14 protein-coding genes are annotated in these 23,708 nt (G+C 70.2%); 10 read left to right on the top strand and 4 right to left on the bottom strand.

Annotated elements, in window-relative coordinates:
• Nucleotides 1-291 precede the first annotated feature (291 nt).
• A complete protein-coding gene (locus tag OG306_RS10260; protein WP_266745794.1) occupies nucleotides 292-1,092 on the top strand; it encodes a putative protein N(5)-glutamine methyltransferase in 801 nt (266 codons plus the stop codon).
• Between the two features lie 34 nt (nucleotides 1,093-1,126).
• Here the strand turns inward: OG306_RS10260 and OG306_RS10255 are convergent, their stop codons facing one another.
• A complete protein-coding gene (locus OG306_RS10255; RefSeq protein WP_266745793.1) occupies nucleotides 1,127-1,423 on the bottom strand; it encodes a DUF6191 domain-containing protein in 297 nt (98 codons plus the stop codon).
• 108 nt (nucleotides 1,424-1,531) lie between these two features.
• Nucleotides 1,532-2,044: a pyridoxamine 5'-phosphate oxidase family protein gene (locus tag OG306_RS10250; RefSeq protein ID WP_266745792.1), complete on the bottom strand. Its 513-nt coding sequence runs from the start codon at nucleotides 2,042-2,044 to the stop codon at nucleotides 1,532-1,534.
• 134 nt (nucleotides 2,045-2,178) lie between these two features.
• Here OG306_RS10250 and OG306_RS10245 point away from each other — a divergent pair, with 134 nt between their 5' ends.
• On the top strand, nucleotides 2,179-5,169 hold the full coding sequence (locus OG306_RS10245) for a bifunctional [glutamine synthetase] adenylyltransferase/[glutamine synthetase]-adenylyl-L-tyrosine phosphorylase (protein WP_266906879.1): 2,991 nt from the start codon (nucleotides 2,179-2,181) through the stop codon (nucleotides 5,167-5,169).
• A 117-nt stretch (nucleotides 5,170-5,286) separates the two neighbouring features.
• Here the strand turns inward: OG306_RS10245 and OG306_RS10240 are convergent, their stop codons facing one another.
• Both OG306_RS10240 and OG306_RS10235 read right to left on the bottom strand, forming a co-directional pair.
• Nucleotides 5,287-6,228: a phosphatase PAP2 family protein gene (locus OG306_RS10240; protein ID WP_266745790.1), complete on the bottom strand. Its 942-nt coding sequence runs from the start codon at nucleotides 6,226-6,228 to the stop codon at nucleotides 5,287-5,289.
• Nucleotides 6,229-6,311: 83 nt separating this feature from the next.
• On the bottom strand, nucleotides 6,312-7,379 hold the full coding sequence (locus OG306_RS10235) for a LacI family DNA-binding transcriptional regulator (protein WP_266745789.1): 1,068 nt from the start codon (nucleotides 7,377-7,379) through the stop codon (nucleotides 6,312-6,314).
• Between the two features lie 357 nt (nucleotides 7,380-7,736).
• Here OG306_RS10235 and OG306_RS10230 point away from each other — a divergent pair, with 357 nt between their 5' ends.
• The 8 genes from OG306_RS10230 (at nucleotide 7,737) to OG306_RS10195 (ending at nucleotide 23,657) form a co-directional block, all read left to right on the top strand.
• Nucleotides 7,737-9,017, top strand: a complete 1,281-nt coding sequence (locus tag OG306_RS10230; RefSeq protein ID WP_371665238.1) for an extracellular solute-binding protein — start codon at nucleotides 7,737-7,739, stop codon at nucleotides 9,015-9,017.
• A 19-nt stretch (nucleotides 9,018-9,036) separates the two neighbouring features.
• Nucleotides 9,037-10,053: a carbohydrate ABC transporter permease gene (locus tag OG306_RS10225; RefSeq protein WP_266745787.1), complete on the top strand. Its 1,017-nt coding sequence runs from the start codon at nucleotides 9,037-9,039 to the stop codon at nucleotides 10,051-10,053.
• Entirely contained in the window at nucleotides 10,050-10,943 is an 894-nt protein-coding gene (locus tag OG306_RS10220; protein ID WP_266745786.1) for a sugar ABC transporter permease, read from the top strand. The genes OG306_RS10225 and OG306_RS10220 overlap by 4 nt, the downstream gene beginning before the upstream one ends.
• Before the next feature lie 101 nt (nucleotides 10,944-11,044).
• Nucleotides 11,045-12,721 carry a glycoside hydrolase family 13 protein gene (locus tag OG306_RS10215; RefSeq protein ID WP_371665237.1) on the top strand — a complete coding sequence of 559 codons (1,677 nt, stop codon included), beginning with the start codon at nucleotides 11,045-11,047 and terminating at the stop codon, nucleotides 12,719-12,721.
• Complete coding sequence (locus OG306_RS10210) at nucleotides 12,706-13,764, top strand: LacI family DNA-binding transcriptional regulator (RefSeq protein WP_371665236.1); 1,059 nt, start codon at nucleotides 12,706-12,708, stop codon at nucleotides 13,762-13,764. The genes OG306_RS10215 and OG306_RS10210 overlap by 16 nt, the downstream gene beginning before the upstream one ends.
• A gap of 431 nt (nucleotides 13,765-14,195) precedes the next feature.
• Nucleotides 14,196-15,896 carry a carbohydrate-binding module family 20 domain-containing protein gene (locus OG306_RS10205; RefSeq protein ID WP_266745783.1) on the top strand — a complete coding sequence of 567 codons (1,701 nt, stop codon included), beginning with the start codon at nucleotides 14,196-14,198 and terminating at the stop codon, nucleotides 15,894-15,896.
• Nucleotides 15,897-16,187: 291 nt separating this feature from the next.
• Nucleotides 16,188-21,500, top strand: a complete 5,313-nt coding sequence (pulA, locus tag OG306_RS10200) for a pullulanase-type alpha-1,6-glucosidase (RefSeq protein WP_266745782.1) — start codon at nucleotides 16,188-16,190, stop codon at nucleotides 21,498-21,500.
• Between the two features lie 120 nt (nucleotides 21,501-21,620).
• Entirely contained in the window at nucleotides 21,621-23,657 is a 2,037-nt protein-coding gene (locus tag OG306_RS10195) for an ATP-binding protein (RefSeq protein ID WP_371665235.1), read from the top strand.
• Nucleotides 23,658-23,708 lie beyond the last annotated feature (51 nt).

The following is a 23,708-nucleotide window of genomic DNA, read 5'->3' as shown; positions in this document are numbered from 1 at the left end:
TGCGGCGGCCGCGTTCGCCGCACACGGCGTGGCCCGGGACACCGAGGGAGCCGCCGGCCCCTCGGCGTCCCGGACCACTCCCTCGCGTACGCCGCGAACCCTCTCGGCCGGAGGGCACCGCCCGATGCCGCGACTGAGGTAATGTGACGCATCCCCACACCGGGGACCTACCAAGGAGGTGAGACCCATTACCGCTGTATCAGACTGGGTGCTCACCCCACGTGATCGCGTGGTCGACCCGACATAATCGACCGCGGAGCGCCCATCGGCTTTCCCGAAAGGCTCCGCTTCGTGTCGGTTCCCGCTTCACCGCTCACCGTTTTCACCATCGTCACCACACTCCGCGCCGCCGGCTGCGTATTCGCCGAGGAGGAAGCGGAGTTGATCCTCTCCACGGCGACCGGCCCCGCCGAACTCGCCGCCATGGTCGAACGGCGGGCTGCCGGTCTGCCCTTGGAACACGTCCTCGGCTGGGCCGAGTTCAGCGGTCTGCGGATCGCCGTGGACCCCGGCGTCTTCGTACCCCGCCGCCGCACCGAGTTCCTGGTCCGGCAGGCCGCCGCCCTCGCCGGATCCGGGGCGGTCGTCGTCGACCTCTGCTGCGGCTCGGGCGCACTCGGCGCCGCGCTCGCCGCGACGCTGGACGGCATCGAACTGCACGCCACCGACGTCGAACCCGCGGCCGTACGGTGCGCCCGCCGCAATGTCGCCGACACCGGCCGGGTGTACGAGGGCGACCTCTTCGAGCCGCTCCCCGGATCGTTGCGCGGCCGGGTGGAGATATTGCTCGCCAATGTGCCGTACGTACCGACGGAGGACGTCGAACTGCTGCCCCCGGAAGCCCGTATCCACGAACCGCGCGTCGCGCTCGACGGGGGAAGGGACGGCCTCGACGTCCTGCGGCGGGTCACCGCCGAGGCACCGCGGTGGCTGGCACCGGGCGGGCATCTGCTGGTCGAGACGAGCGAACGGCAGGCGGCCCGGGCCGAGGAGACCATCGCCCGCAGCGGCCTGATCCCGCGCGTCGTCACCTCCGACGAGTTGTACGCGACCGTCGTCGTCGCGACCCGGCCAGGGCCGTCCGGGAACTGAGCGCGGACGGGCACCGAGGCGGCCCGGTCCGGGCTCAGGATTCCGGATTCCGCCGGACCACCGCCGTCCCGGCGCCCAGGTCGACTCCCATGCGGGGCGGCGCGCCGTCCAACGCGTCGTCCTTCAGGACCTGTTCCTCCACCCGGTGCTCGATCTCCACACGCTTTGCCGAGTTGAGGAACGCGTGCAGCTCATCGGCGACCGAGGCCCCCACACCCAGCCCGTGACGAGGCGTGCGGGCGGCGAGGACACGTCGTAACCAGTCGGGCCGGCCGGTACGGACGACGGCGTAGCGGGCCGAGGCCAGCAGGAACGGCACTATCACCAGCACGGCCTCACCAAGAGACTCGACATCATCACCATGCCCGTCCCAACGCCAGGCGCCGGACCGCCGTTCCCGCCGCCCTACGGTGAGCCGGGGTACGCGCAGCCCCGCCGCTCAGCCGAACCGCCACCGCGTCTGGCTGAACAGGGTGCCCTTGCCGAAGCCGAAGACCGTACGCGGCGACACCTCGAACACCAGCGCCTCATGGCCCGCGTGCCGGAACGTGCCGTCCTGGACGTCGAAGTGCCACTGCGGGCCGTACTTCGACTCCCAGACCGCGGCCAGCCGGTGCAGCCGGTCCCCGTCCGTCACCCGTTCCGCCCGGCCCTCGACCACCACGTCGAGCCCCTCCGAAAGGGTGTTGGCGCCGGTCGTCAGTACTACCTCCGGGTTGGCGGCCAGATTCAGGCCCTTGCGTTCCGACGCCCCGGTGCTGAAGTACAGCGCGCCCTGCGACCACACCCCGATCAGCGGGGTGACATGCGGGCGGCCGTCCGGGCGAACCGTGCTCAGCCAGTAGATCTCCGCCCCGGTCAGCAGTGACTCCGCCGCCGGCCACGAGCCCGCTGCCGCGCCCTCGGCGCTGTAGCGGGCATCCAGCTCGGCGACGGGTTCGAATCCAGACATACAGTCCTCCCGGTACGGTCCTCGAAGTGATCCTGCCTGCGAAGTGTGGACCGCGCACCCGCGCCGAATTCATCGGCGCCGGGCTAGGCTCGGAACGCTGGATGGTGTGTGGGCGGCGAGCAGGAGAGCACGGAATGACGACGGTGCCGGGGCGCAGGAGCAGCACGTTCACCCGACTGCTGCGGCACGGTTTCACCGACCCGTCCGCCGCGGAGCGGCTCCTCGACCTGCCCGAGCTGTCGTCCGTACGCTCCGATCCGGTGCTGCTCGACGCCCTCGGGGCCACCGCCGACCCCGATCTGGCACTGCGCGGGGTCGTCCGCCTCGTGGAGGCCGAGGAGCCGGACGAGCGGCAGATCCTGCTGGACACCCTCGTCACCGCCAAACCGCTGCGGGACCGGCTGCTCGGGGTGCTCGGGGCGTCCGAGGCGCTCGGTGACCACCTGGCCCGCCACCCCCGCGACTGGCAGGCGCTCGTCACCTACGAGGCCACGGATCTGCACCCCGGGGTGCCCGAATTCGAGCAGGGGCTCGCCGGGGCCGACGACCCCGACTCGCTGCGCGTCGCCTATCGCCGGTGCCTGCTGGCCATAGCGGCCCGCGACGTGTGCGGTACGACGGACGTCGCCGAGGCCGCCGCCGAACTGGCCGATCTGGCCACGGCGACCCTGCGCGCGGCGCTCGCCATCGCCCGTACGGCCGCACCCGCCGACGCCGCGCAGTGCCGGCTCGCCGTCATCGCGATGGGCAAGTGCGGCGGCCACGAGCTGAACTACGTCTCCGACGTCGACGTCATCTTCGTCGCCGAACCGGCCGACGGCGTCGAGGAGAGCGCGGGCGTGCAGGCCGCCACCCGGCTGTCCGCGCACATGATGCGGATCTGCTCCGACACGACCGTCGAGGGCACCATCTGGCCCGTCGACGCCAACCTCCGCCCCGAGGGCCGCAACGGACCCCTCGTACGGACGTTGTCCTCGCATCTCGCGTACTACCAGCGCTGGGCCAAGACCTGGGAGTTCCAGGCGCTCCTCAAGGCCCGGCCGGTGGCGGGCGATCCCGAGCTGGGCGCGGAGTACGTCGAGGCCGTCTCGCCGCTCGTGTGGCAGGCCGCGGACCGCGAGAACTTCGTCGCCGACGTGCAGAAGATGCGCCGCCGCGTCGTCGACAACATCCCCGCCGACCGCGTCGACCGTGAGATCAAGCTCGGCCCCGGCGGGCTGCGGGACGTCGAATTCGCCGTACAGCTGCTCCAGCTGGTGCACGGCCGCAACGACCCGACCCTGCGCAGCGGCTCCACGCTGGACGCGCTGCGGGCGCTCGCCGCGGGCGGCTACGTGGGACGGGTGGACGCCGCGCAGCTGGACGACGCCTACCGCTTCCTGCGGGCCATGGAACACCGCATCCAGCTCTACCGGCTGCGCCGCACCCATCTGGTCCCCGAGGGCGAGGCGGATCTGCGGCGCATCGGACGCTCACTCGGGATGCGCATGGACCCGATCACCGAACTCAACCAGGCGTGGAAACGGCACGCCTCCGTGGTGCGGCGGCTGCACGAGAAGCTGTTCTACCGGCCGCTGCTGGACGCCGTCGCCCAGCTCGCGCCCGGCGAGTCCCGGCTCAGCGCGAAGGCGGCCGAGCACCGGCTCGAAGCCCTCGGATACGCCGATCCCGCCGCCGCGCTGCGTCACCTGGAGGCGCTGTCGTCCGGCGTGAGCCGCAAGGCCGCCATCCAGCGCACCCTGCTGCCGGTGCTGCTCGGCTGGTTCGCGGACTCCGCCGACCCCGACGCCGGGCTGCTCGGCTTCCGCAAGGTGTCCGACGCACTCGGTAAGACCCCCTGGTACCTGCGGCTGCTGCGGGACGAGGGCGCCGCCGCGGAGAACCTCGCCCGGGTGCTCTCGGCCGGCCGGCTCGCCCCCGACCTGCTGCTCCGGGCGCCCGAGGCCGTGGCGATACTCGGCGACCGGCAGGGCCTGAAGCCGCGCGGCCGGGAGCACCTGGAACAGGAGGTGCTGGCCGCGGTGGGACGGGCGAAGGGCGCCGAATCCGCCGTCGCCGTGGTGCGCGGGGTGCGGCGGCGCGAGCTCTTCCGGACCACGGCTGCGGACCTCATCGGTTCGTACGGTACGGAGGAGCGCCCCGCCGAGCAGGATCCCGGGGCCCTCGTCGACCGGGTCGGCAACGCGGTCACCGATCTGAACGCCGTCACGATCGCGGGCGCCCTGCGCGCCGTCGTACGCGAACAGTGGGGGGACATGCTGCCCACCCGGTTCGCGGTCATCGGCATGGGCCGGTTCGGCGGACACGAGCTCGGATACGGCTCCGACGCCGATGTGCTGTTCGTCCACTCACCGCGCGAGGGCGTCGACGGCCACGAGGCGGCGCAGGCCGCGAACCAGGTGGTCTCCGAGCTGCGGAAACTGCTGCAACTGCCCACCGCTGACCCGCCGTTGATGATCGACGCGGATCTGCGGCCGGAGGGCAAGAGCGGGCCGCTGGTGCGTACGCTGAAGTCGTACGAGGCCTACTACCGGCGCTGGTCGCTGGTCTGGGAGAGCCAGGCGCTGCTGCGCGCCGAGCCGATGGCGGGCGATGAGGAACTCGGCCGTGAATTCATCGAGTTGATCGATCCGCTGCGGTACCCGATGGAGGGTCTCGGGGAGGACGCGGTCCGTGAGATCCGCCGTCTGAAGGCCCGGATGGAGTCCGAACGGCTGCCGCGCGGCGCGGACCCGACGCTCCACACCAAGCTGGGGCGCGGCGGGCTGAGCGATGTCGAGTGGACGGTCCAGCTGATGCAGATGCAGCAAGGCTGGGCGGAGCCGGGGCTGCGGACGACCCGTACCCGCGAGGCGCTGGCCGCGGCATGTGCCGCGGAGCTGATCCCGGGCGAGGACGCGCAGACCCTGGACGAGGCGTGGGTGCTGGCGACACGGGTCCGCAACGCGGTGATGCTGGTACGGGGGCGGCCCGGCGACACGTTCCCGTCGGGGCCGCGTGAACTCACCGCGGTGGGGCGGTACCTGGGGTACGAGCCGGGGCACGTCGGGGACATGCTGGACGACTACCGGCGGATCACGCGGCGGGCGCGGGCGGTGGTGGAGGAGCGGTTCTACGGGGCGTGAGGGGCGCGCCCCTCACGCAGCCGCGCGGGCCTTCCGAGGCGCCCACCCGGACCCCGGTCCGAGACGGCGGGCGGGCTTGATCCGCCCACCGGGGCGTCGGGACGCAGGAGCGTCCGCTCAGTTGTGTCCCGCCGCGCCCGCGGACAGGCCGACGGGCCGCGGCCTCTCCAGCGACAGCGGCACCCGCTTCGCGAGGTGGTGCGGCAGCGAGCCGTACCAGGCGTAGGAGGCCGCGTAACCGACGGCCAGACACAGCATGCCGCCCAGCGCGTCCAGCCAGAAGTGGTTGGCGGTCGACACGATCACGAGCAGGGTGACCGCCGGGTAGAGCAGACCCAGGACGCGGACCCAGGGCGCGGCGGCCAGTGCGTAGAGCGTCAGGCCGCACCAGAGTGACCAGCCGATGTGCATCGAGGGCATGGCCGCGTACTGGTTGGACATGTTCTTGAAGTTGCCCGAGGCCATCGAACCCCAGGTCTGATGGACCACGACGGTGTCGATGAAGTGGCCGCCGCTCATCAGCCGGGGCGGTGCCAGCGGGTACAGGTAGTAGCCGAGCAGTGCCACGGCCGTGGTGGCGAACAGGGCCAGACGGGCCGCCGCGTAACGGCCGGGGTGACGGTGGAACAGCCACACCAGCACGCAGACGGTGACGACGAAGTGCAGCGTCGCGTAGTAGTAGTTCATCGACACGATCAGCCATGTCACGGAATTCACCGCGTGGTTGACGGCCTGTTCGACGGCGATGCCCAGGTGGGTCTCGACCGACCAGATCCGGCCGGCGTTGTGCAGCGCTTCGGCCCGCTGTTCCGGGACGGCGTTGCGCACCAGGGAGTACACCCAGTAACTGGCCGCGAGCAGCAGGATTTCGAACCAGAAGCGTGGCCGGCGCGGGGACCGCAAGGAGCGCAGGGGATGCGGGGAGCGAAGTCCGGGCGGGCCGCCGTCGCGCCGCCCGGCGTTCTGCTCCGCGTCCGCCGTCGGGGCCGCCTCGTCCACGATGGGTGACGGGGTGGCCCCCAACCGGGCTTCCTGTGATGTCCCACTCAATTCACCCATAGGCACAGAGTCTGCCAGAAAATGTCTTTCCCGCCCGATCATCCTCCGGTCGGGTCCGGGCCGCACATCTGTCTGCCGGACCGCTAGGAGCGGGCGTGCGAACCGGGAAGAGGTCCGGGCGCGGAGACGGGAGCGGGCCCGGGGCCCGCAGCCGTTGAACCGCGAACGACCAGCTCGGGCATGAAGACGAACTCGCTGTGCGGAGCGGGTGTGCCGCCGATCTCTTCGAGGAGGGTGCGCACGGCGGCCTGGCCCATCGCCGTCACCGGCTGCCGGATCGTCGTCAGCGGCGGATCGGTGAACGCTATGAGCGGCGAGTCGTCGAAACCCACCACCGACAGATCGCGCGGCACCTCCAGGGACAGCCGGCGGGCGGCCCTGATCGCACCGAGCGCCATCATGTCGCTCGCGCACACCACCGCCGTGCACCCCCGCTCCATCAGCGCCGACGCGGCGGCCTGCCCGCCCTCCAGGGTGAACAGCGAGTGCTGGATCAGCCCCTCCACCTCGTCCGGAGCGAGGTTCAACTGCTCCTGCACGCATGAGCGGAAGCCTTCGATCTTGCGCAGGACCGGCACGAACCGCTTGGGCCCGACCGCCAGGCCGATCCGCTGATGGCCGAGCGACACCAGGTGCGTCACGGCGAGCCGCATCGCGGCCCGGTCGTCCGGCGAGATGAACGGCGCCTGGACCTTGGGCGAGAAGCCGTTCACCAGAACGAACGGGACGCCCTGGGCACGCAGTTGCTCGTAGCGCTGCATATCGGCCGAGGTGTCGGCGTGCAGTCCGGAGACGAAGATGATGCCCGAGACGCCGCGGTCGACCAGCATTTCGGTCAGCTCGTCCTCGGTGGAGCCGCCGGGGGTCTGGGTCGCCAGCACCGGGGTGTAGCCCTGCCGGGTCAGCGCCTGGCCGATGACCTGCGCCAGCGCCGGGAAGATGGGGTTCTCCAGCTCGGGCGTGATCAGCCCGACCAGTCCCGCGCTGCGCCTGCGCAGCCGTACGGGACGCTCGTAGCCGAGAACGTCGAGCGCGGCGAGGACGGATTCACGGGTGGCCGCTGCAACACCGGGCTTGCCGTTCAGTACACGGCTGACCGTCGCTTCGCTGACCCCCGCCTGAGTTGCGATATCGGCAAGCCGTGCGGTCATGGAAGTGGACTGTACCGGGCGTATGTCGGATTGCCCACCATCCGCAGGAAGCGGGCGCCACCGCCTGCGAGGTGGTCCGGGGTGCCGTCGCGGCAACATCTTGCAAGGACTTGCGAGACCGATTCGCGGGCCGCGGTCGGATCGTCGTACTTCTGAATTACGGGCTGTGGCCTGCCACTGCCAGGAATTGACACCTCCCGTCAAGAGGCTTGACGGCAACCGTGAGGACACGCGAAAGTAACGATTGTCGAGGCTTGCAGAAATCTTCCGCAAACTCTTTCGGCGTTCTTTCATCCTTGTTACGTTCACGTCGACCCGGCGCCGCGACGGAGCGGTACGGCAGTTGAAGGAGTTCAGATGCGACGTGGCATAACGGCCACCGCCCTGGTCGCGGCCCTGGCGCTCGCGGCGACCGCCTGCGGCAGCGACAGCGACAGCGAGTCCGAGGGCAAGAGCAAGAGCTCGGGCGAGCTCTCCGGCACGGTGACGTGGTGGGACACCTCGACCGTGGGCAGCGAGGACAAGGTCTTCAAGAAGATCGCCGAGGACTTCACCAAGCAGCACCCGAAGGTCCACATCAAGTACGTCAACGTGCCCTTCGGTGACGCGCAGAACAAGTTCAAGAACGCGGCCCAGTCCGGCTCCGACGCACCTGACGTCATCCGCTCCGAGGTGGCCTGGACCCCCGAGTTCGCGGACCTCAGCTACCTGGCCCCGCTCGACGGCACCGCCGCGCTGAAGAACCCGGACGACTTCCTGAAGCAGGCCGCCGCGTCCACCAAGTACAACGGCAAGACGTACGCAGTGCCGCAGGTCATCGACTCCATGGGCATCTTCTACAACAAGAAGATCTTCAAGGAGGCCGGCGTCGAGGTCCCCAAGACCGTCGACGAGCTGAAGGCCGTCTCCAAGAAGATCAAGGACAAGACCGGCAAGACCGGCATGTACCTGCGCGGCGACGACGCGTACTGGTTCCTCTCCTTCCTCTACGGCGAGGGCGGCGACATGGTCGACGCCTCCAGCAAGTCCGTCACCATCGACAACCCCGCGGGCGTCAAGGCGATGAAGGTCGTCAAGGACCTCGTCGACACCGGTGCCGCCAAGACCGACGCGACGGACGGCTGGGACAACATGCAGTCGTCCTTCAAGGACGGCAAGGTCGCCATGATCATCAACGGCCCGTGGGCCGTCGCCGACACCTACGCCGGCAAGGAGTTCAAGGACAAGGCCAACCTGGGCATCGCCCCGGTCCCGGCCGGCTCCGCCGCGCAGGGCGCCCCGCAGGGCGGTCACAACCTGGCCGTCTACGCCGGCTCCAAGAACCTCGACGCCTCCTACGCGTTCGTCGACTACATGACGTCCGCGGACACCCAGGCCAAGGTCACCAAGGAGCTGAGCCTCCTGCCGACCCGTACCTCCGCCTACGCCAAGCAGGACGTCGTCGACAACGAGATCGTCGGCTTCTTCAAGCCCGTCGTCGAGACCGCCGTCGAGCGCCCCTGGATCCCGGAGACCGGCAGCCTCTTCGCGCCGCTCGTCACCGAGTACACCAAGGTCCTCACCGGCCAGACCACGCCGGAGAAGGGCGCCAAGACGACCGGCGACTCCTACCGCAAGCTCCTCAAGGGCTGGAAGTAACAGGAAGGCAGGCCGGCTGATGGCTGTCCACACCAGCCAGTCGGTGGCGAAGGCCGCGGGCGACGACGTCGCCCGCGGCCGGAGCCGCGGTACTGGCAACCCCCCGCCGCCGAGCAGGCTCCGGCGGGCCCTGTCGACCCACTGGTACGCGTGGACCATGGTCGCCCCGGTCGTGATCGTGATCGGTGTGATCATCGGCTATCCGCTGGTCCGCGGCATCTACCTGTCGATGACAGACGCCACCGAGCGCAACGTCGCCCGCTCCATCGGTGTCAACCACATGCCCGCCACGTACAAGTTCGTGGGCGTGGACAACTACACCGAGGCGCTCACGGGCGACCAGTTCCTCGGCACGCTCGGCTGGACCCTGGTGTGGACGGTCTCCTGCGTGGCCATCACCTTCTCCCTCGGTATGGCCCTCGCCAACATCCTCAACCGCAAGATCGCCGGACGCTCCGCGTACCGGATGGCACTCATCCTGCCCTGGGCCATCCCCGGCTTCGTCTCCGTCTTCGCCTGGCGCTTCCTCTACAACGTGGACCGCGGGCTGCTCAACAAGATCCTCTCCGGCGCCGGATTCGACGGCATCCCGTGGCTCAACGACCCCACCTGGGCGAAGGTCGCCGTCATCACCGTCAACGTCTGGCTCGGCGTGCCGTTCATGATGGTCGCCCTGCTCGGCGGACTGCAGTCCATCCCCAGCGAGCAGTACGAGGCCGCCGAGATGGACGGTGCCACCGCCTGGCAGCGCTTCCGTCACATCACGCTGCCCGGACTGCGACCGGTCTCCACCACGGTGATCCTGCTCTCCACCATCTGGACCTTCAACATGTTCCCGGTGATCTACCTGTTGACCGGCGGCGGACCCGGCGACGCCACCCAGATCCTGGTCACCCAGGCGTACAAGTTCTCCTTCGAGATCAGCCCACGCGACTTCGCACAGTCCTCCACCTGGGGCGTGCTGATCCTCGTACTCCTGATGCTCTTCGCCGCCGTCTACCGGCGAGTCCTCCGCACCCAGGGAGACGACTGGTGACCACCGCCCCCGCAACCACCGCCCCGGCAACCCCCGCACGATCCTCCACGGGCAGGGTCCGGCCGCGCGGCGAGCGTTCACCGATCGCCTCCGTCGGGCTGCACCTCACACTGATCGTCGCATCCGTGATCGCCGTCTTCCCCGTGTTGTGGGTCGTACTGACCTCGCTGAAGCCGGCCGCGTACGCGACCACCACGGACTTCTTCAAAGAGACGACGTTCGCCAACTACACGAACCTCATCCAGAACACGAAATTCCTCACCTGGTTCGGCAACTCCCTGCTCATCGCGGGGCTCACCACGCTCCTCGGCGTCATCGTCTCCGCCTCCACCGGCTACGCCGTCAGCCGCTTCCGCTTCCCCGGCAAGCGCGGGCTGATGTGGACGCTGCTGATCACCCAGATGTTCCCGGTCGCCGTCCTCATCGTGCCGATCTACAACATCATGGCCGGCATGGGGCTGCTGAATCAGCCCGCCGGTCTCGTCATCACCTACCTCACCATCTCGGTGCCGTTCTGTGCCTGGATGATGAAGGGCTTCTTCGACACCATCCCGCGCGAGATCGACGAGTCGGGCCAGGTCGACGGCCTCACCCCGTTCGGCACGTTCTGGCGGCTCATCCTGCCGCTCGCCAAGCCCGGCCTCGCTGTCACGGCGTTCTACTCCTTCATCACCGCGTGGGGCGAAGTGGCCTACGCCTCCGCCTTCATGGTCGGCGAGGACAACCTCACCCTCGCGGGCGGACTGCAGCTCTTCGTCAACCGGTACGGAGCCCAGTGGGGCGCGATGACCGCCGCGTCCGTGCTGATCGCGATACCCGCGGCCCTGGTCTTCCTCTTCGCCCAGCGCCACCTCGTCACCGGCATGTCCGCCGGAGCCGTCAAGGGCTGACGCGGCCCGCCCCGTACGCCCCGCACGCACCAAGTCACGGCGTCGCCGGTATCCCGACCCGGTCCGGCGACGCTCCCCACCCCAGACACCCCAGGGACGACATGACCCAGCACCTCGCTGCCCCCTCCACCGGCACGTCCGCCGACGCTCCGGCCCACCGGACCGGCTGGTGGCAGGACGCGGTGATCTACCAGGTCTATCCACGGAGCTTCGCCGACGGCAACGGCGACGGCATGGGCGACCTCGCAGGCGTACGCGGCAGACTCCCGTACCTCAAGGGCCTCGGTGTCGACGCGGTCTGGCTCAGCCCGTTCTACGCGTCCCCGCAGGCCGACGCGGGCTACGACGTCGCCGACTACCGCGCCATCGACCCCATGTTCGGCACCCTGCTGGACGCCGACGCGCTGATCCGGGACGCCCACGACCTGGGCCTGCGGATCATCGTGGACCTGGTGCCCAACCACTCCTCCGACCAGCACGAGTGGTTCAAGCGGGCCCTCGCGGACGGACCCGGCTCCCCGCTGCGCGAGCGCTACCACTTCCGCTCCGGCAAGGGCACGGACGGCGAACTCCCGCCCAACGACTGGGAGTCCATCTTCGGCGGCCCCGCCTGGACCCGGACCACCGACCCGGACGGCACCCCCGGCGACTGGTACCTCCACCTCTTCGCACCCGAGCAGCCCGACTTCAACTGGGAACACCCGGCCGTCGCCGACGAGTTCCGCTCGATCCTGCGCTTCTGGCTCGACATGGGCGTCGACGGCTTCCGGGTCGACGTCGCCCACGGCCTCGTCAAGGCCGCCGGCCTGCCCGACCTCGGCACGCACGACCAGCTGAAGCTGCTCGGCAACGACGTCATGCCGTTCTTCGACCAGGACGGGGTCCACGCGATCTACCGCTCCTGGCGCACCATCCTCGACGAGTACCCCGGCGACCGCATCGCCGTCGCCGAGGCCTGGACCCCGACCGTCGAGCGCACCGCCAACTACGTGCGCCCCGACGAGATGCACCAGGCGTTCAACTTCCAGTACCTTTCCACCGCCTGGGACGCCGCCGAGCTGCGCGAGGTCATCGACACCTCGCTCGACGCGATGCGTCCGGTCGGTGCCCCCGCCACCTGGGTGCTCTCCAACCACGACGTGACCCGGCACGCCACCCGGTTCGCCAACCCGCCCGGCCTCGGCACCCAGATCCGCACGGCCGGCGACCCCGTACTGGGCCTGCGCCGGGCCCGCGCCGCCACCCTGCTGATGCTGGCGCTGCCCGGTTCCGCGTACGTCTACCAGGGCGAGGAGCTCGGCCTGCCCGACGTCACCGACCTGCCCGACGAGGCCCGCCAGGACCCGTCGTTCTTCCGCGCGGAGGGCCAGGACGGTTTCCGCGACGGCTGCCGGGTGCCGATCCCGTGGACCCGCGAGGGAAGCTCGTACGGCTTTGGCAGCGGCGGCAGCTGGCTGCCCCAGCCCGACAGCTGGGGCGCGCTGAGCGTCGAGGCGCAGACCGGCGACGCGAACTCCACGCTGGAGCTGTACCGGGCCGCGATCGCCGCCCGCCGGGCGCACCCGGGGCTCGGCGCCGGGACCGCGGTGGAGTGGCTCCAGGCCCCCGAGGGGCTGTTGATCTTCGCCCGCCCCGGTTTCATCTGCACCGTCAACACGACGGGCCGTCCGGTACGCATCCCCGTGCGCGGCACCGTCCTGCTGTCCAGCACCCCGGTCGTCCCCGACGGCGCCGAGATCGAGCTGCCCGCGGACACCACGGTGTGGTGGACGGTGTGACGGTTCCTCTGCCCAGGACCGGTGGTGCGCCGAGGCTCTCGGACATCGCCGGCCAGGCAGCGGTCAGCGAGGCGACCGTCAGCCGGGTGCTCAACGGGAAACCGGGCGTCGCGGACACCACGCGTCAGCGGGTGCTCGCGGCGCTGGACATCCTGGGCTACGAACGGCCCGTGCGGCTGCGGCAGCGCAGCGCCGGGCTGATCGGGCTGGTGACGCCCGAGCTCACCAACCCGATCTTCCCGGCGTTCGCGCAGGCCGTCGAACAGGCCCTGGCCGGGCACGGCTACACCCCGGTGCTCTGCACCCAGACACCCGGCGGCGCCACCGAGGACGAACTCGTCGAGCAGCTCGTCGAGCGGGGTGTCGGCGGGATCATCTTCCTGTCCGGGCTGCACGCCGACCTGTCGGCCGACCCGGCCCGGTACGCCGCACTCACCGAACGCGGTGTGCCCTTCGTCCTGATCAATGGCTACAACGAACGGATCAATGCCCCGTTCGTCTCGCCCGACGACTCCGCCGCCGTACGGATGGCCGTCGGCCACCTCGCCGAACTCGGCCACCGCAGGGTCGGCCTGGCCATCGGGCCGCAGCGCTACGTGCCGTCCCGCCGCAAGCGCGAGAGTTTCCTCGACGCCGCCGTGAACGTCCTGGGCCTGGACCGGACCGATGCCGAACTCCTGGTCTGCTCCGCGCTGTTCGGTGTCGAGGGCGGCCAGGTCGCGGCCGGTGCGCTGCTCGACCAGGGGTGCACGGGCATCGTCTGCGGCAGTGACCAGATGGCACTCGGCGTGGTGCGTGCGGCCCGGGGCCGCGGACTCGGCGTGCCGCGCGACGTGTCGGTGGTGGGCTTCGACGATTCACAGCTGATCGCGTTCACCGACCCGCCGCTGACAACGGTGCGTCAGCCCGTGCAGGCGATGGCGGCCGCCGCGGTGAGCGCCCTGCTGGAGGAGATCGGCGGCAGCCCGGTGCAGCGTACGGAGTACGTGTTCCAGCCGGAGCTGGTGGTACGGGGGTCCACGGCCGCGGTCCGCGGCGTCTGAGGCCGGGCCGCGGCGTCCGGGTGTGCGCCCCGGCGTCGCGGCGCACAGGAGAGGCACCCGGGAGTCGGCCCTGACGGGCCCGCGGGGAGTGGGTGACTCCGGGTGCCTCTCTTGTCCGTGACCGGCCCGGCCGGCCGGGCGCGTGGGGTCCGGGATCACCGGAACCCCCGGCCGGCCGGACCGGAGTCGGGAGAAACGTAACAGCGCTGCAATGTTTTGCGTAAGTCCTTGCAGGAAGAAAACTGCTGGATTTCGCGGATGTGAGCGGGCGGTGTCCAAAGGGTTGACCGAGGCCGGGCAGGATCGTACGGTCTCCACCGCGGCAAGGTTTGCATTCTTGCAGCAAGAACCTTCAGGAGCCTTGAGGGCAGGGCGCGTTGTCACGTGAGGCTGCACCGTCACCCGCATTTCCCCCCACAGCAGGAGGAAACATGGCACGCAGACCACTGTCTGCAGCGCTCGCCCTGATAGCAGGGGCCGCCGCTCTCATCGCCCCCACCGCGACCGCCCAGGCCTCCACGCCGGGCGGCAAGGACGTCACCGCCGTCCTCTTCGAGTGGAAATTCGACTCCGTGGCCAAGGCCTGCACGGACTCCCTCGGCCCGGCCGGCTACGGCTACGTACAGGTCTCGCCGCCCCAGGAACACATCCAGGGCAGCCAGTGGTGGACCTCGTACCAGCCGGTCAGCTACAAGATCGCCGGCCGGCTCGGCGACCGCGCCTCCTTCGCCGCCATGGTCGGCACCTGCCACAGCGCGGGAGTCAAGGTCGTCGCCGACTCCGTCATCAACCACATGTCGGCGGGATCGGGCACCGGCACCGGCGGCTCCTCGTACACCAAGTACAACTACCCCGGCGTGTACTCCGCGGCCGACATGGACGACTGCACCGCGCAGATCAGCAACTACCAGGACCGGGCCAACGTCCAGAACTGCGAACTCGTCGGCCTCGCCGACCTGGACACCGGTGAGGAATACGTCCGCGGCCGGATCGCCGCCTACCTCGACGACCTCCTCTCCCTCGGCGTCGACGGCTTCCGCATCGACGCCGCCAAGCACATGCCCGCCGCGGACCTGGCCAACATCAAGTCGCGGCTGAGCAACCCGAACGTCTACTGGAAGCAGGAGGCGATCTACGGCGCGGGCGAGGCCGTCCAGCCCGACGAGTACACCGGCACCGGGGACGTCCAGGAATTCCGCTACGCCCGCAGCCTCAAGCAGGTCTTCAACAACGAGAACCTCGCCTACCTGAAGAACTTCGGCGAGGGCTGGGGCTTCATGCCGTCGTCGAAGGCCGCGGTCTTCGTCGACAACCACGACACCGAGCGCGGCGGCGACACACTCAACTACAAGGACGGCGCCAACTACACCCTCGCCAGTGTCTTCATGCTGGCCTGGCCGTACGGATCGCCCGATGTCCACTCCGGCTACGAATGGACCGACAAGGACGCGGGGCCACCCAACGGCGGTACGGTGAACGCCTGTTACAGCGGCGGGTGGAAGTGCCAGCACGCCTGGCGCGAGATCTCCTCCATGGTCGGCTTCCGCAACACGGCACGCGGCGAGTCCGTCACCGACTGGTGGGACAACGGCGGCGACCGGATCGCGTTCGGCCGCGGGGCGAAGGCGTACGTCGCGATCAATCACGAGGGCTCCTCGCTGACCCGTACGTTCCAGACGTCGCTGCCCGCCGGTGACTACTGCGACATCCAGTCCGGCAACGGCGTCAGCGTCGACGGCTCCGGCCGGTTCACCGCGACGCTGGGAGCCAACACGGCCCTGGCGCTCCAGGTGGGCGCCCGTACCTGCTCGGGCGGCGGCACCACGGACCCCGGCACCTCCGGAGCGACCTTCGGAGTCAACGCCACCACCCAACTCGGCCAGAACATCTACGTCACCGGCAGCCACGGCGCGCTCGGCAACTGGAACACCGGCAGCGCGCTGAAGCTCGACCCGGCGACGTACCCGGTCTGGAAGCTCGATGTGAACCTGCCCGCCGGTACGTCGTTCGAGTACAAGTACCTCCGCAAGGACGCGAGCGGCAACGTCACCTGGGAGAGCGGCGCGAACCGTACCGCCACCGTGCCGGCGTCGGGGAAGGTCACGCTGACGAGCGACGTCTGGCGCAGCTGACACCGGTGACCGGTCCGGGGCCGACCCCGGCGCCCCGGGCCGGCAGGTGACCCGGGGTCCGGGGACACGTCGGGGCGTCTCCCCGGATGACGCGGACTCGTCCGTCACCGTGAGCGAAGCGCCTCATGACCGCGTACCCCTGCGGGGATCACCCCGAAACCTCCCCTCCCGGCGCACCGCCGCCTTCACGTGGGCGTCCGGCACCGGGGGAGGAGCGCCCGCCCCTCTCCCGGTGCCCGGCAAGTCCGCCCGCCCCGAGAACCACATCCCGCACGCAAGGAGACCCCGCCCGTGTCCCGTTCCACCCTCAGACGGGGAGCCGTAGCAGCACTCTGCGCGGCGCTCCTTCCCGTCGTCCCGGCAGCATCCGCGTCCGCCGCGCCGAGACCGCCGGACCCGCCCTCGGACGCCCGGCTGGCCGCCGAACCCGCACGCCACGACCTGACGCGTGAACAGTTCTACTTCGTCATGCCCGACCGGTTCGCCAACGGCGACACCTCCAACGACCGCGGCGGACTCACCGGTTCACGCCTGGAGACCGGCTACGACCCCACGGACAAGGGCTTCTACCAGGGCGGCGACCTCAAGGGCCTGACCCGTCGGCTCGACTACATCAAGGGCCTCGGCACCACCGCCATCTGGCTCGCCCCGATCTTCAAGAACCGCCCCGTCCAGGGCACCGGCAAGGACGCATCGGCCGGCTACCACGGCTACTGGATCACCGACTTCACCCAGGTCGACCCGCACTTCGGCAGCAACGCCGACCTGTCCAAGCTGATCGACAAGGCCCACGACAAGGGCATGAAGGTCTTCTTCGACGTCATCACCAACCACACCGCGGACACCGTCGACTACGCCGAGAAGCAGTACGGCTACCGCCCCAAGGGCGCCTACCCGTACCTCGACAGGGACGGCCGCCCGTTCGACGACAGCAAGGGCCTGGCGAAGGTCGACGCGGACTCGTTCCCGTACACCCCGAAGAACACCGGCGACAAGATCCCGGCCTGGCTCAACGATCCGACGATGTACCACAACCGGGGCGACTCGACCTACGCCGGCGAGTCCACCACGTACGGCGACTTCTCCGGGCTCGACGACCTGTGGACCGAGCGGCCCGAGGTCGTCTCCGGCATGGAGAAGATCTACGAGAAGTGGGTCCGGGACTTCGACATCGACGGTTTCCGGATCGACACCGTCAAACACGTCGACCTGGACTTCTGGACCCAGTGGGCGACAGCGCTGGACACCTACGCGGCCAGGCACGGGCGCAAGGACTTCTTCATGTTCGGCGAGGTCTACTCCGCCGACACCGCCATCACCTCGCCCTACGTCACCCGCGGCAGGCTCGACGCGACGCTCGACTTCCCCTTCCAGGAAGCGGCACGCCAGTACGCCTCGCAGGGCGCCCCGGCCGCGAAACTCGCGGCGGTGTTCGCCGACGACTACCGCTACACCACCGACAAGGCCAACGCCTACGAACAGGTCACCTTCCTCGGCAACCACGACATGGGACGCATCGGGTCGTTCATCAAGCAGGACAACCCGAAGGCCGACGACGCGGAACTCGTCCAACGTGTCCGGCTCGCCAATGAGCTGATGTTCCTCAGTCGGGGCAACCCCGTCGTCTACTACGGTGACGAACAGGGCTTCACCGGCGCGGGCGGTGACAAGGACGCCCGCCAGACGATGTTCGCGTCCAGGACAGCCGACTACCTCGACGACGACGAACTGGGCACCGACCGCACCCACGCCTCGGACGCGTACGACACGAGCCACCCCCTGTACCGGGACATCGCCGCGCTCTCCGAGCTCACCCGGAAGAACCCGGCCCTGCGCGACGGCGTCCAGACCGAGCGCTACGCCGAAGGGTCCGTGTACGCCTTCTCCCGCACGGACCCGAAGAAGCCGACCGAGTACGTCGTCGCCACCAACAACGGCACCGGACCCAGGACCGTCGAGCTGCCCACCGCGACCGCCGGTATGAACTTCCGTGCGCTGTACGGTAATTCGGTCGATGTTCGCAGCGCGGCGAATAAGAAGATCACCGTCACCGTGCCTGCCCTCTCCACCGTCGTGCTGCGCGCGGAAAAGCCCCTGGACGGCCCCACCGCCAAGCCCTCGATCACCCTGAAGGCGCCCAGCGCCGGAGCCACCGGCACCGTCGAGATCTCCGCGGACGTCGACGGCGGATCCCTGAACCGCGTCGTGTTCGCCGCACAGACCGGCAACGGGAAGTGGGTCACGCTCGGTTCCGCCGACCACGCCCCGTACCAGGTCACCCAGCACCTGGACGATCAGGTGGCAGCCGGAACGCCCCTGCGGTACAAGGCGGTTGTCGTCGACGCCGCCGGCCGCACCGCGAGTGCCCTCGCCTCGTCCACCGCGGGACAGGCACCCGCCGCCGAGAAGCCCGTAGCCGTCGAGCGCGACTACGCCGTCGTCCACTACCGGCGTGCGGACGGCGACTACGACGGCCGGCAGCTCAAGGCGGGCGGCACATCGGCCGCGTTCACCGGGCGCGACGCCTATGGCGCCTTCGCCTGGATCAAGCTCGACGAGGGTGCCTCCTCCCTCCCGTACACCGTCGAGAAGGACGGCACGGCCGACGGTCCGGAGCGCACCGTCGACCTCGCGAGGACCGGACAGGTCTGGATCGAGCAGGGCAACGACGGTCAGACCGACGAGGCCCCCGACGGCGTCTACCCGCCGCAGGACACCACCAAGGCCGTCCTGCACTACTACCGGGCCGACGGCGACTACGACGGCTGGGGGCTGCACACCTGGACCGGCGCCAAGGACCCCACCGACTGGGCCAAGCCGCTCCAGCCGGTGAAGAAGGACGCCTCCGGCGCCACCTTCGAGGTGCCGCTCACCGACGGCGCGACCTCGCTCAGCTACATCCTGCACAAGGGCGACGAGAAGGACCTGTCCAGCGACCAGTCGCTCGACCTCGCCACCTACGGCCACGAGGTCTGGATGCTCGGCTCCACGCCCGGCTACCTGCTGCCGCAGACCGGCGGCGTCCCCACCCCCGACCTCACCAAGTCCGAGGCGCAGTGGATCGACGCCGACACCGTCGTATGGAAGGTGAAGGCCACCGCTGCCACCAGCCAGCAACTCGTCTACGCCAAGAACGGCGGCATCTCCGTCGTCGACGGGGCGCTGTCCGACGAGGGGCAGTGGCTGCGGCTCGCACCGTCCGCGCTGAGCGACGCCCAGAGGACGAAGTACCCGCACCTCAAGGACTACCCGGCGTTCACCGTAGACGTCCGGGACCGGGACAGGGTGCGCGAGGCGCTGCGCGGCCAGCTGATCGCCACCCAGCGCGCCGCCAACGGTGCACTGCTCGCCGCCACCGGCGTACAGAGCGCGGGGGTGCTCGACGACCTCTACGGGAAGAACGCGGCCACCGCCTCCCTCGGCCCGGTCTTCGACCACGGCCGCCCCACCCTGTCCGTCTGGGCACCCACGGCCCGTACCGTCGCCCTCGAACTCGACGGCAGGACCGTCCCCATGCACCGCGACGACCGCACGGGCGTCTGGTCGGTCACCGGACCGAAGAGCTGGAACGGCAAGCCCTACCGGTACGCCGTGAACGTCTGGGCGCCCACCGTCCGGAAGATGGTCACCAACAAGGTCACGGACCCGTACTCCACCGCCCTGACCACCGACTCCGCCCGCAGCCTCGTCGTCGACCTCGACGATCCGGAGCTGGCGCCGCACGGCTGGTCAGGCCTGCGGAAGCCCGCCGCCGTCCCCCTGCGTGACGCGCAGATCCAGGAGCTGCACATCCGCGACTTCTCGATCGCGGACCGCACCTCGAAGCACCCCGGCGAATACCTCGCCTTCACCGACACCCGCTCCGACGGGATGAAACACCTCAAGCAGCTCGCGGATTCCGGTACCGGTTACGTCCATCTGCTGCCCGCCTTCGACATCGGCACCATTCCGGAGAAGAAGTCGGCCCAGCAGAAGCCGGCCTGCGATCTTTCCGTGTACGCCCCCGACTCCGAGGAGCAGCAGGCCTGCGTGGCGAAGGCCGCGGCGCAGGACGGGTTCAACTGGGGTTACGACCCGCTGCACTACACCGTCCCGGAAGGTTCGTACGCCTCCGACCCGAACGGCACGCGACGGACCGTCGAGTTCCGGCAGATGGTGCAGGGGCTGAACGGCGCGGGTCTGCGGACCGTCATGGACGTCGTCTACAACCACACCGTGGCCTCCGGCCAGGACGACAAGTCGGTGCTCGACCGGATCGTGCCCGGCTACTACCAGCGGCTGCTGGACGACGGCACCGTCGCCACCTCCACCTGCTGCGCCAACACCGCGCCCGAGAACACCATGATGGGCAAGCTCGTCGTGGACTCGGTCGTCACCTGGGCCAAGGAGTACAAGGTCGACGGCTTCCGCTTCGACCTGATGGGCCACCACCCCAAGGCCAACATCCTCGCCGTCCGCAAGGCGCTCGACGCGCTGACCACGGCCAAGGACGGCGTCGACGGCAAGAAGATCATCCTGTACGGGGAGGGCTGGAACTTCGGCGAGATCGCCGACGACGCCCGCTTCGTCCAGGCCACCCAGAAGAACATGGCCGGCACCGGCATCGCCACCTTCTCCGACCGGTCCCGCGACGCCGTCCGCGGCGGCAGCCCCTTCGACGAGGACCCGGGCGTGCAGGGCTTCGCCACCGGCCTCTACACCGACCCCAACACCTCGACCGCCAACGGAACGAAGGCCGAACAGAAGGCCCGGCTGCTCCACTACCAGGACCTGATCAAGGTCGGCCTCACCGGCAACCTCGCCGACTACACCTTCACCGACTCCTCCGGCCGCACGGTCAAGGGCTCCGGCGTCGACTACAACGGCGCTCCCGCCGGATACGCCGCGGCCCCCGGTGACGCCCTCGCCTACGCGGACGCCCACGACAACGAGTCGCTGTACGACGCGCTCGCCTTCAAGCTCCCGGCGCGCACATCGGCGGCGGACCGGGCCCGCATGCAGATCCTGGCGATGGCGACGGCCACCCTCTCGCAGGGGCCCTCGCTCTCCCAGGCCGGCAGCGACCTGCTGCGCTCCAAGTCCCTGGACCGCAACTCGTACGACAGCGGCGACTGGTTCAACGCGCTCCACTGGGACTGCCGCGACGGCAACGGCTTCGGCCGCGGACTCCCGCCGGCCGCAGACAACCGGTCCAAGTGGTCCTACGCGAAGCCCCTGCTGGCCGACGCCGCGCTCAGCCCCGGCTGCGCCGAGATCGACGGCGCTTCTGCCGCGTACCGGGACCTGCTCACCATCCGGTCCACGGAGAAGGACTTCGACCTCGCCACCACCGGGCAGGTGCAGTCCGCCCTGTCCTTCCCGCTCTCCGGGAAGGACGAGACACCGGGGGTGATCACCATGCGGCTCGGAAAGCTGGTGGTCGTCCTCAACGCGACCCCCGCCACCACGACCCAGCAGATCGCCGCACTGGCGGGGAAGCGGTACGCCCTGCATCCCGTCCAGGCTGCGGGCGCGGATTCTACCGTCAAGAAGGCCACGTACGAGAGGAGTTCGGGAAGCTTCACCGTCCCGGGGCGTACGGTGGCGGTGTTTTCCCTGAACTGAGTGCCGACAGGGCTACGTTGAGAGGCAGCAAGCCGCCGGGGAGTGCCGCAGCACGGCATCCCCGGCGTGCCCTTCCACGGGCCGGGACCGGCCGGTCCACCTGTTTCGGCGACGGTGACCATGGCGAGCAACATTCCCGAGGAGACAACGAGCTTTGTCGGACGGAAAGCGGAACTCGCCCGGCTCGAACACACCCTCGCCACGCACCGGCTGACCACCCTCACCGGCAGCGGCGGTGTCGGCAAGACCCGGCTCGCCGTCCGTGCGGCCCGGCAGGCGGCCCCCGGACACCGTGACGGGACCTGGTGGGCGGACCTGTCGCCGCTCCACGACGACGGACTGCTCATCGCGACCGTCTCCAACGCGGTCGGGCTCCGTGACCACACGCTGCGCATGCCCATCGACGCGCTGTGCGAATGGCTCGTCGACAAGGAGCTGCTGCTCGTCCTCGACTCGTGCGAGCATCTGCGTTCCGCGTGCGCGCACCTGCTCGGCGAGATCCTCACCACCTCACCCGGCCTCACCGTGCTCGCCACCAGCCGGCAGCCCCTGGGCATCAAGGGCGAGCAACTCGTCGAAGTGCCTCCGCTGCCCGTCGAGGGCGCAGGCGACGCACTGACCCTGTTCCGGGACCGGGCAGCCGCGACGGCACCGGAACTCCCCCTCGACGCGCCGGGCAACGCCGAGGCCGCCGCCGAGATCTGCCGCCGCCTCGAAGGCATTCCGCTCGCCATCGAACTCGCGGCGGCAGCCCTCGGCCGGGACACCGTCGAACAGGTCGCCCTGCGGATCGGCTCCCGCTTCGACGTACCGTCCGACGACTCGCTCCGGCCCCGGCGCCACCGCACCCTGCGCACCGCCATCGGCTGGAGCCACGAGCTGTGCACCCCGCTGGAACGGCTGCTCTGGGCGCGGCTGACCGTCCTGCGCGGCGGCTTCGACGAGACCGTGGCCCGCCAGGTCTGCGCCGAGGGGCCGCTCACCGAGGACGGTGTGACCGAGGCGCTGCGCGGCCTGGTCGCCAAGTCCGTCGTCGGACGGGACGGCGTACGGCACCGCATGCTCGACACCATCCGTGAGTACGGACGGATGTGGCTCGCCGAACTCGGCGAGGAACGGTCCTCCGCCGACCGGCACGCCGCCTGTTTCCTCGGCCTGGCCCGCCACGCCCACGCCGGCTGGACCGGGGACGACCAGATCTTCTGGTACCACCGCATCGCCGAGTCGCACGCCGACCTGTGCGCCGCCCTCGACTATCTGCTGGCCCATGACACCGTGGCCGCCCAGGAGATGGCGGGCCGGATCGGCTTCTTCTGGTGCTGCTGCGGTCATCTGCCGCAGACCCGCGAGTACGCGCAGCGCGCGCTGGACGCCGGACCGGCCGAGGGCCCCCACCGCACCCGCGCCCTGTGGGTGCTGGGCATCATCGTCGTGCTCCAGGGCGACTACCCGGCCGCCCGGCGCCTGGGCAGGGAGTGCACCAGGGCCGCGGCCCGCGACGGCGCCGACGAAGGGATTCTCGCCGCCGCCTATCTGTGCGGCCTCACCCATCTGATGACCGGCCGCCCCGAGGCGAGCCTCCGCCTGGTCGACCGGGTGCTGCGCAGCACCGGAGCCGACACCCCGCTGGAGTCGGCCTACCGGCTGCGCTGCCACCTCATCACGCTCTTCGCCCTGACCAGCCTGGGACGGCTGGACGAGGCGGCGCAGGCCGCCGGCGCCCTGCGCGCGGTCTGCGCCGCCCAGGACGAGTGCTGGACCCGTAGCTACGTCGACTACCAACTCGCCCTGATCGCCCTGCTCCAGGGCGACGCCGAGTCGTCCGCCGCCCACGCCCGCTCGATGCTCGTGGGCAAGCGCCGCATGCGCGACAGCTTCGGCATCGCGCTCGGACTGGACATCCTGGCCGCGGCGATCGCCGCCCAGGGCGCGGGCGCCCGCGCCGCCCGGGTCTATGGCACGGGGCAGGTCTACTGGCGCATGGTCGGCCACCCGCAACGCGGCACCCCGGAACTGGGCCCGCTGCGCGAGGCCTGCGAACGCCAGGCCCGCGCGGCCGTCGGCGACGCCGCCTACCAGCGCGCTTTCGAACGGGGCCGGGCGGACAACGCGGAAGTGGGCCTGGCGGCCGCGCTCCAGGGCGAACTGCTCAGCTGACCCGTATCGCCGTTCAGGGCAGCCGCTGTGCGGGGCTGGTGAGCTGATCCG

The organism is Streptomyces sp. NBC_01241 (assembly GCF_041435435.1).
Taxonomy (GTDB): domain Bacteria; phylum Actinomycetota; class Actinomycetes; order Streptomycetales; family Streptomycetaceae; genus Streptomyces.
This window is presented reverse-complemented; position numbering and strand designations above follow the sequence as displayed.

Coding starts and splice junctions, on each gene's coding strand:
- OG306_RS10250 (WP_266745792.1), bottom strand. CDS start 2,044: ATGTCTGGATTCGAACCCGTCGCCGAGCTGGATGCCCGCTACAGCGCC.
- OG306_RS10245 (WP_266906879.1), top strand. CDS start 2,179: ATGACGACGGTGCCGGGGCGCAGGAGCAGCACGTTCACCCGACTGCTG.
- OG306_RS10240 (WP_266745790.1), bottom strand. CDS start 6,228: ATGGGTGAATTGAGTGGGACATCACAGGAAGCCCGGTTGGGGGCCACC.
- OG306_RS10235 (WP_266745789.1), bottom strand. CDS start 7,379: ATGACCGCACGGCTTGCCGATATCGCAACTCAGGCGGGGGTCAGCGAA.
- OG306_RS10230 (WP_371665238.1), top strand. CDS start 7,737: ATGCGACGTGGCATAACGGCCACCGCCCTGGTCGCGGCCCTGGCGCTC.
- OG306_RS10225 (WP_266745787.1), top strand. CDS start 9,037: ATGGCTGTCCACACCAGCCAGTCGGTGGCGAAGGCCGCGGGCGACGAC.
- OG306_RS10215 (WP_371665237.1), top strand. CDS start 11,045: ATGACCCAGCACCTCGCTGCCCCCTCCACCGGCACGTCCGCCGACGCT.
- OG306_RS10205 (WP_266745783.1), top strand. CDS start 14,196: ATGGCACGCAGACCACTGTCTGCAGCGCTCGCCCTGATAGCAGGGGCC.
- OG306_RS10195 (WP_371665235.1), top strand. CDS start 21,621: ATGGCGAGCAACATTCCCGAGGAGACAACGAGCTTTGTCGGACGGAAA.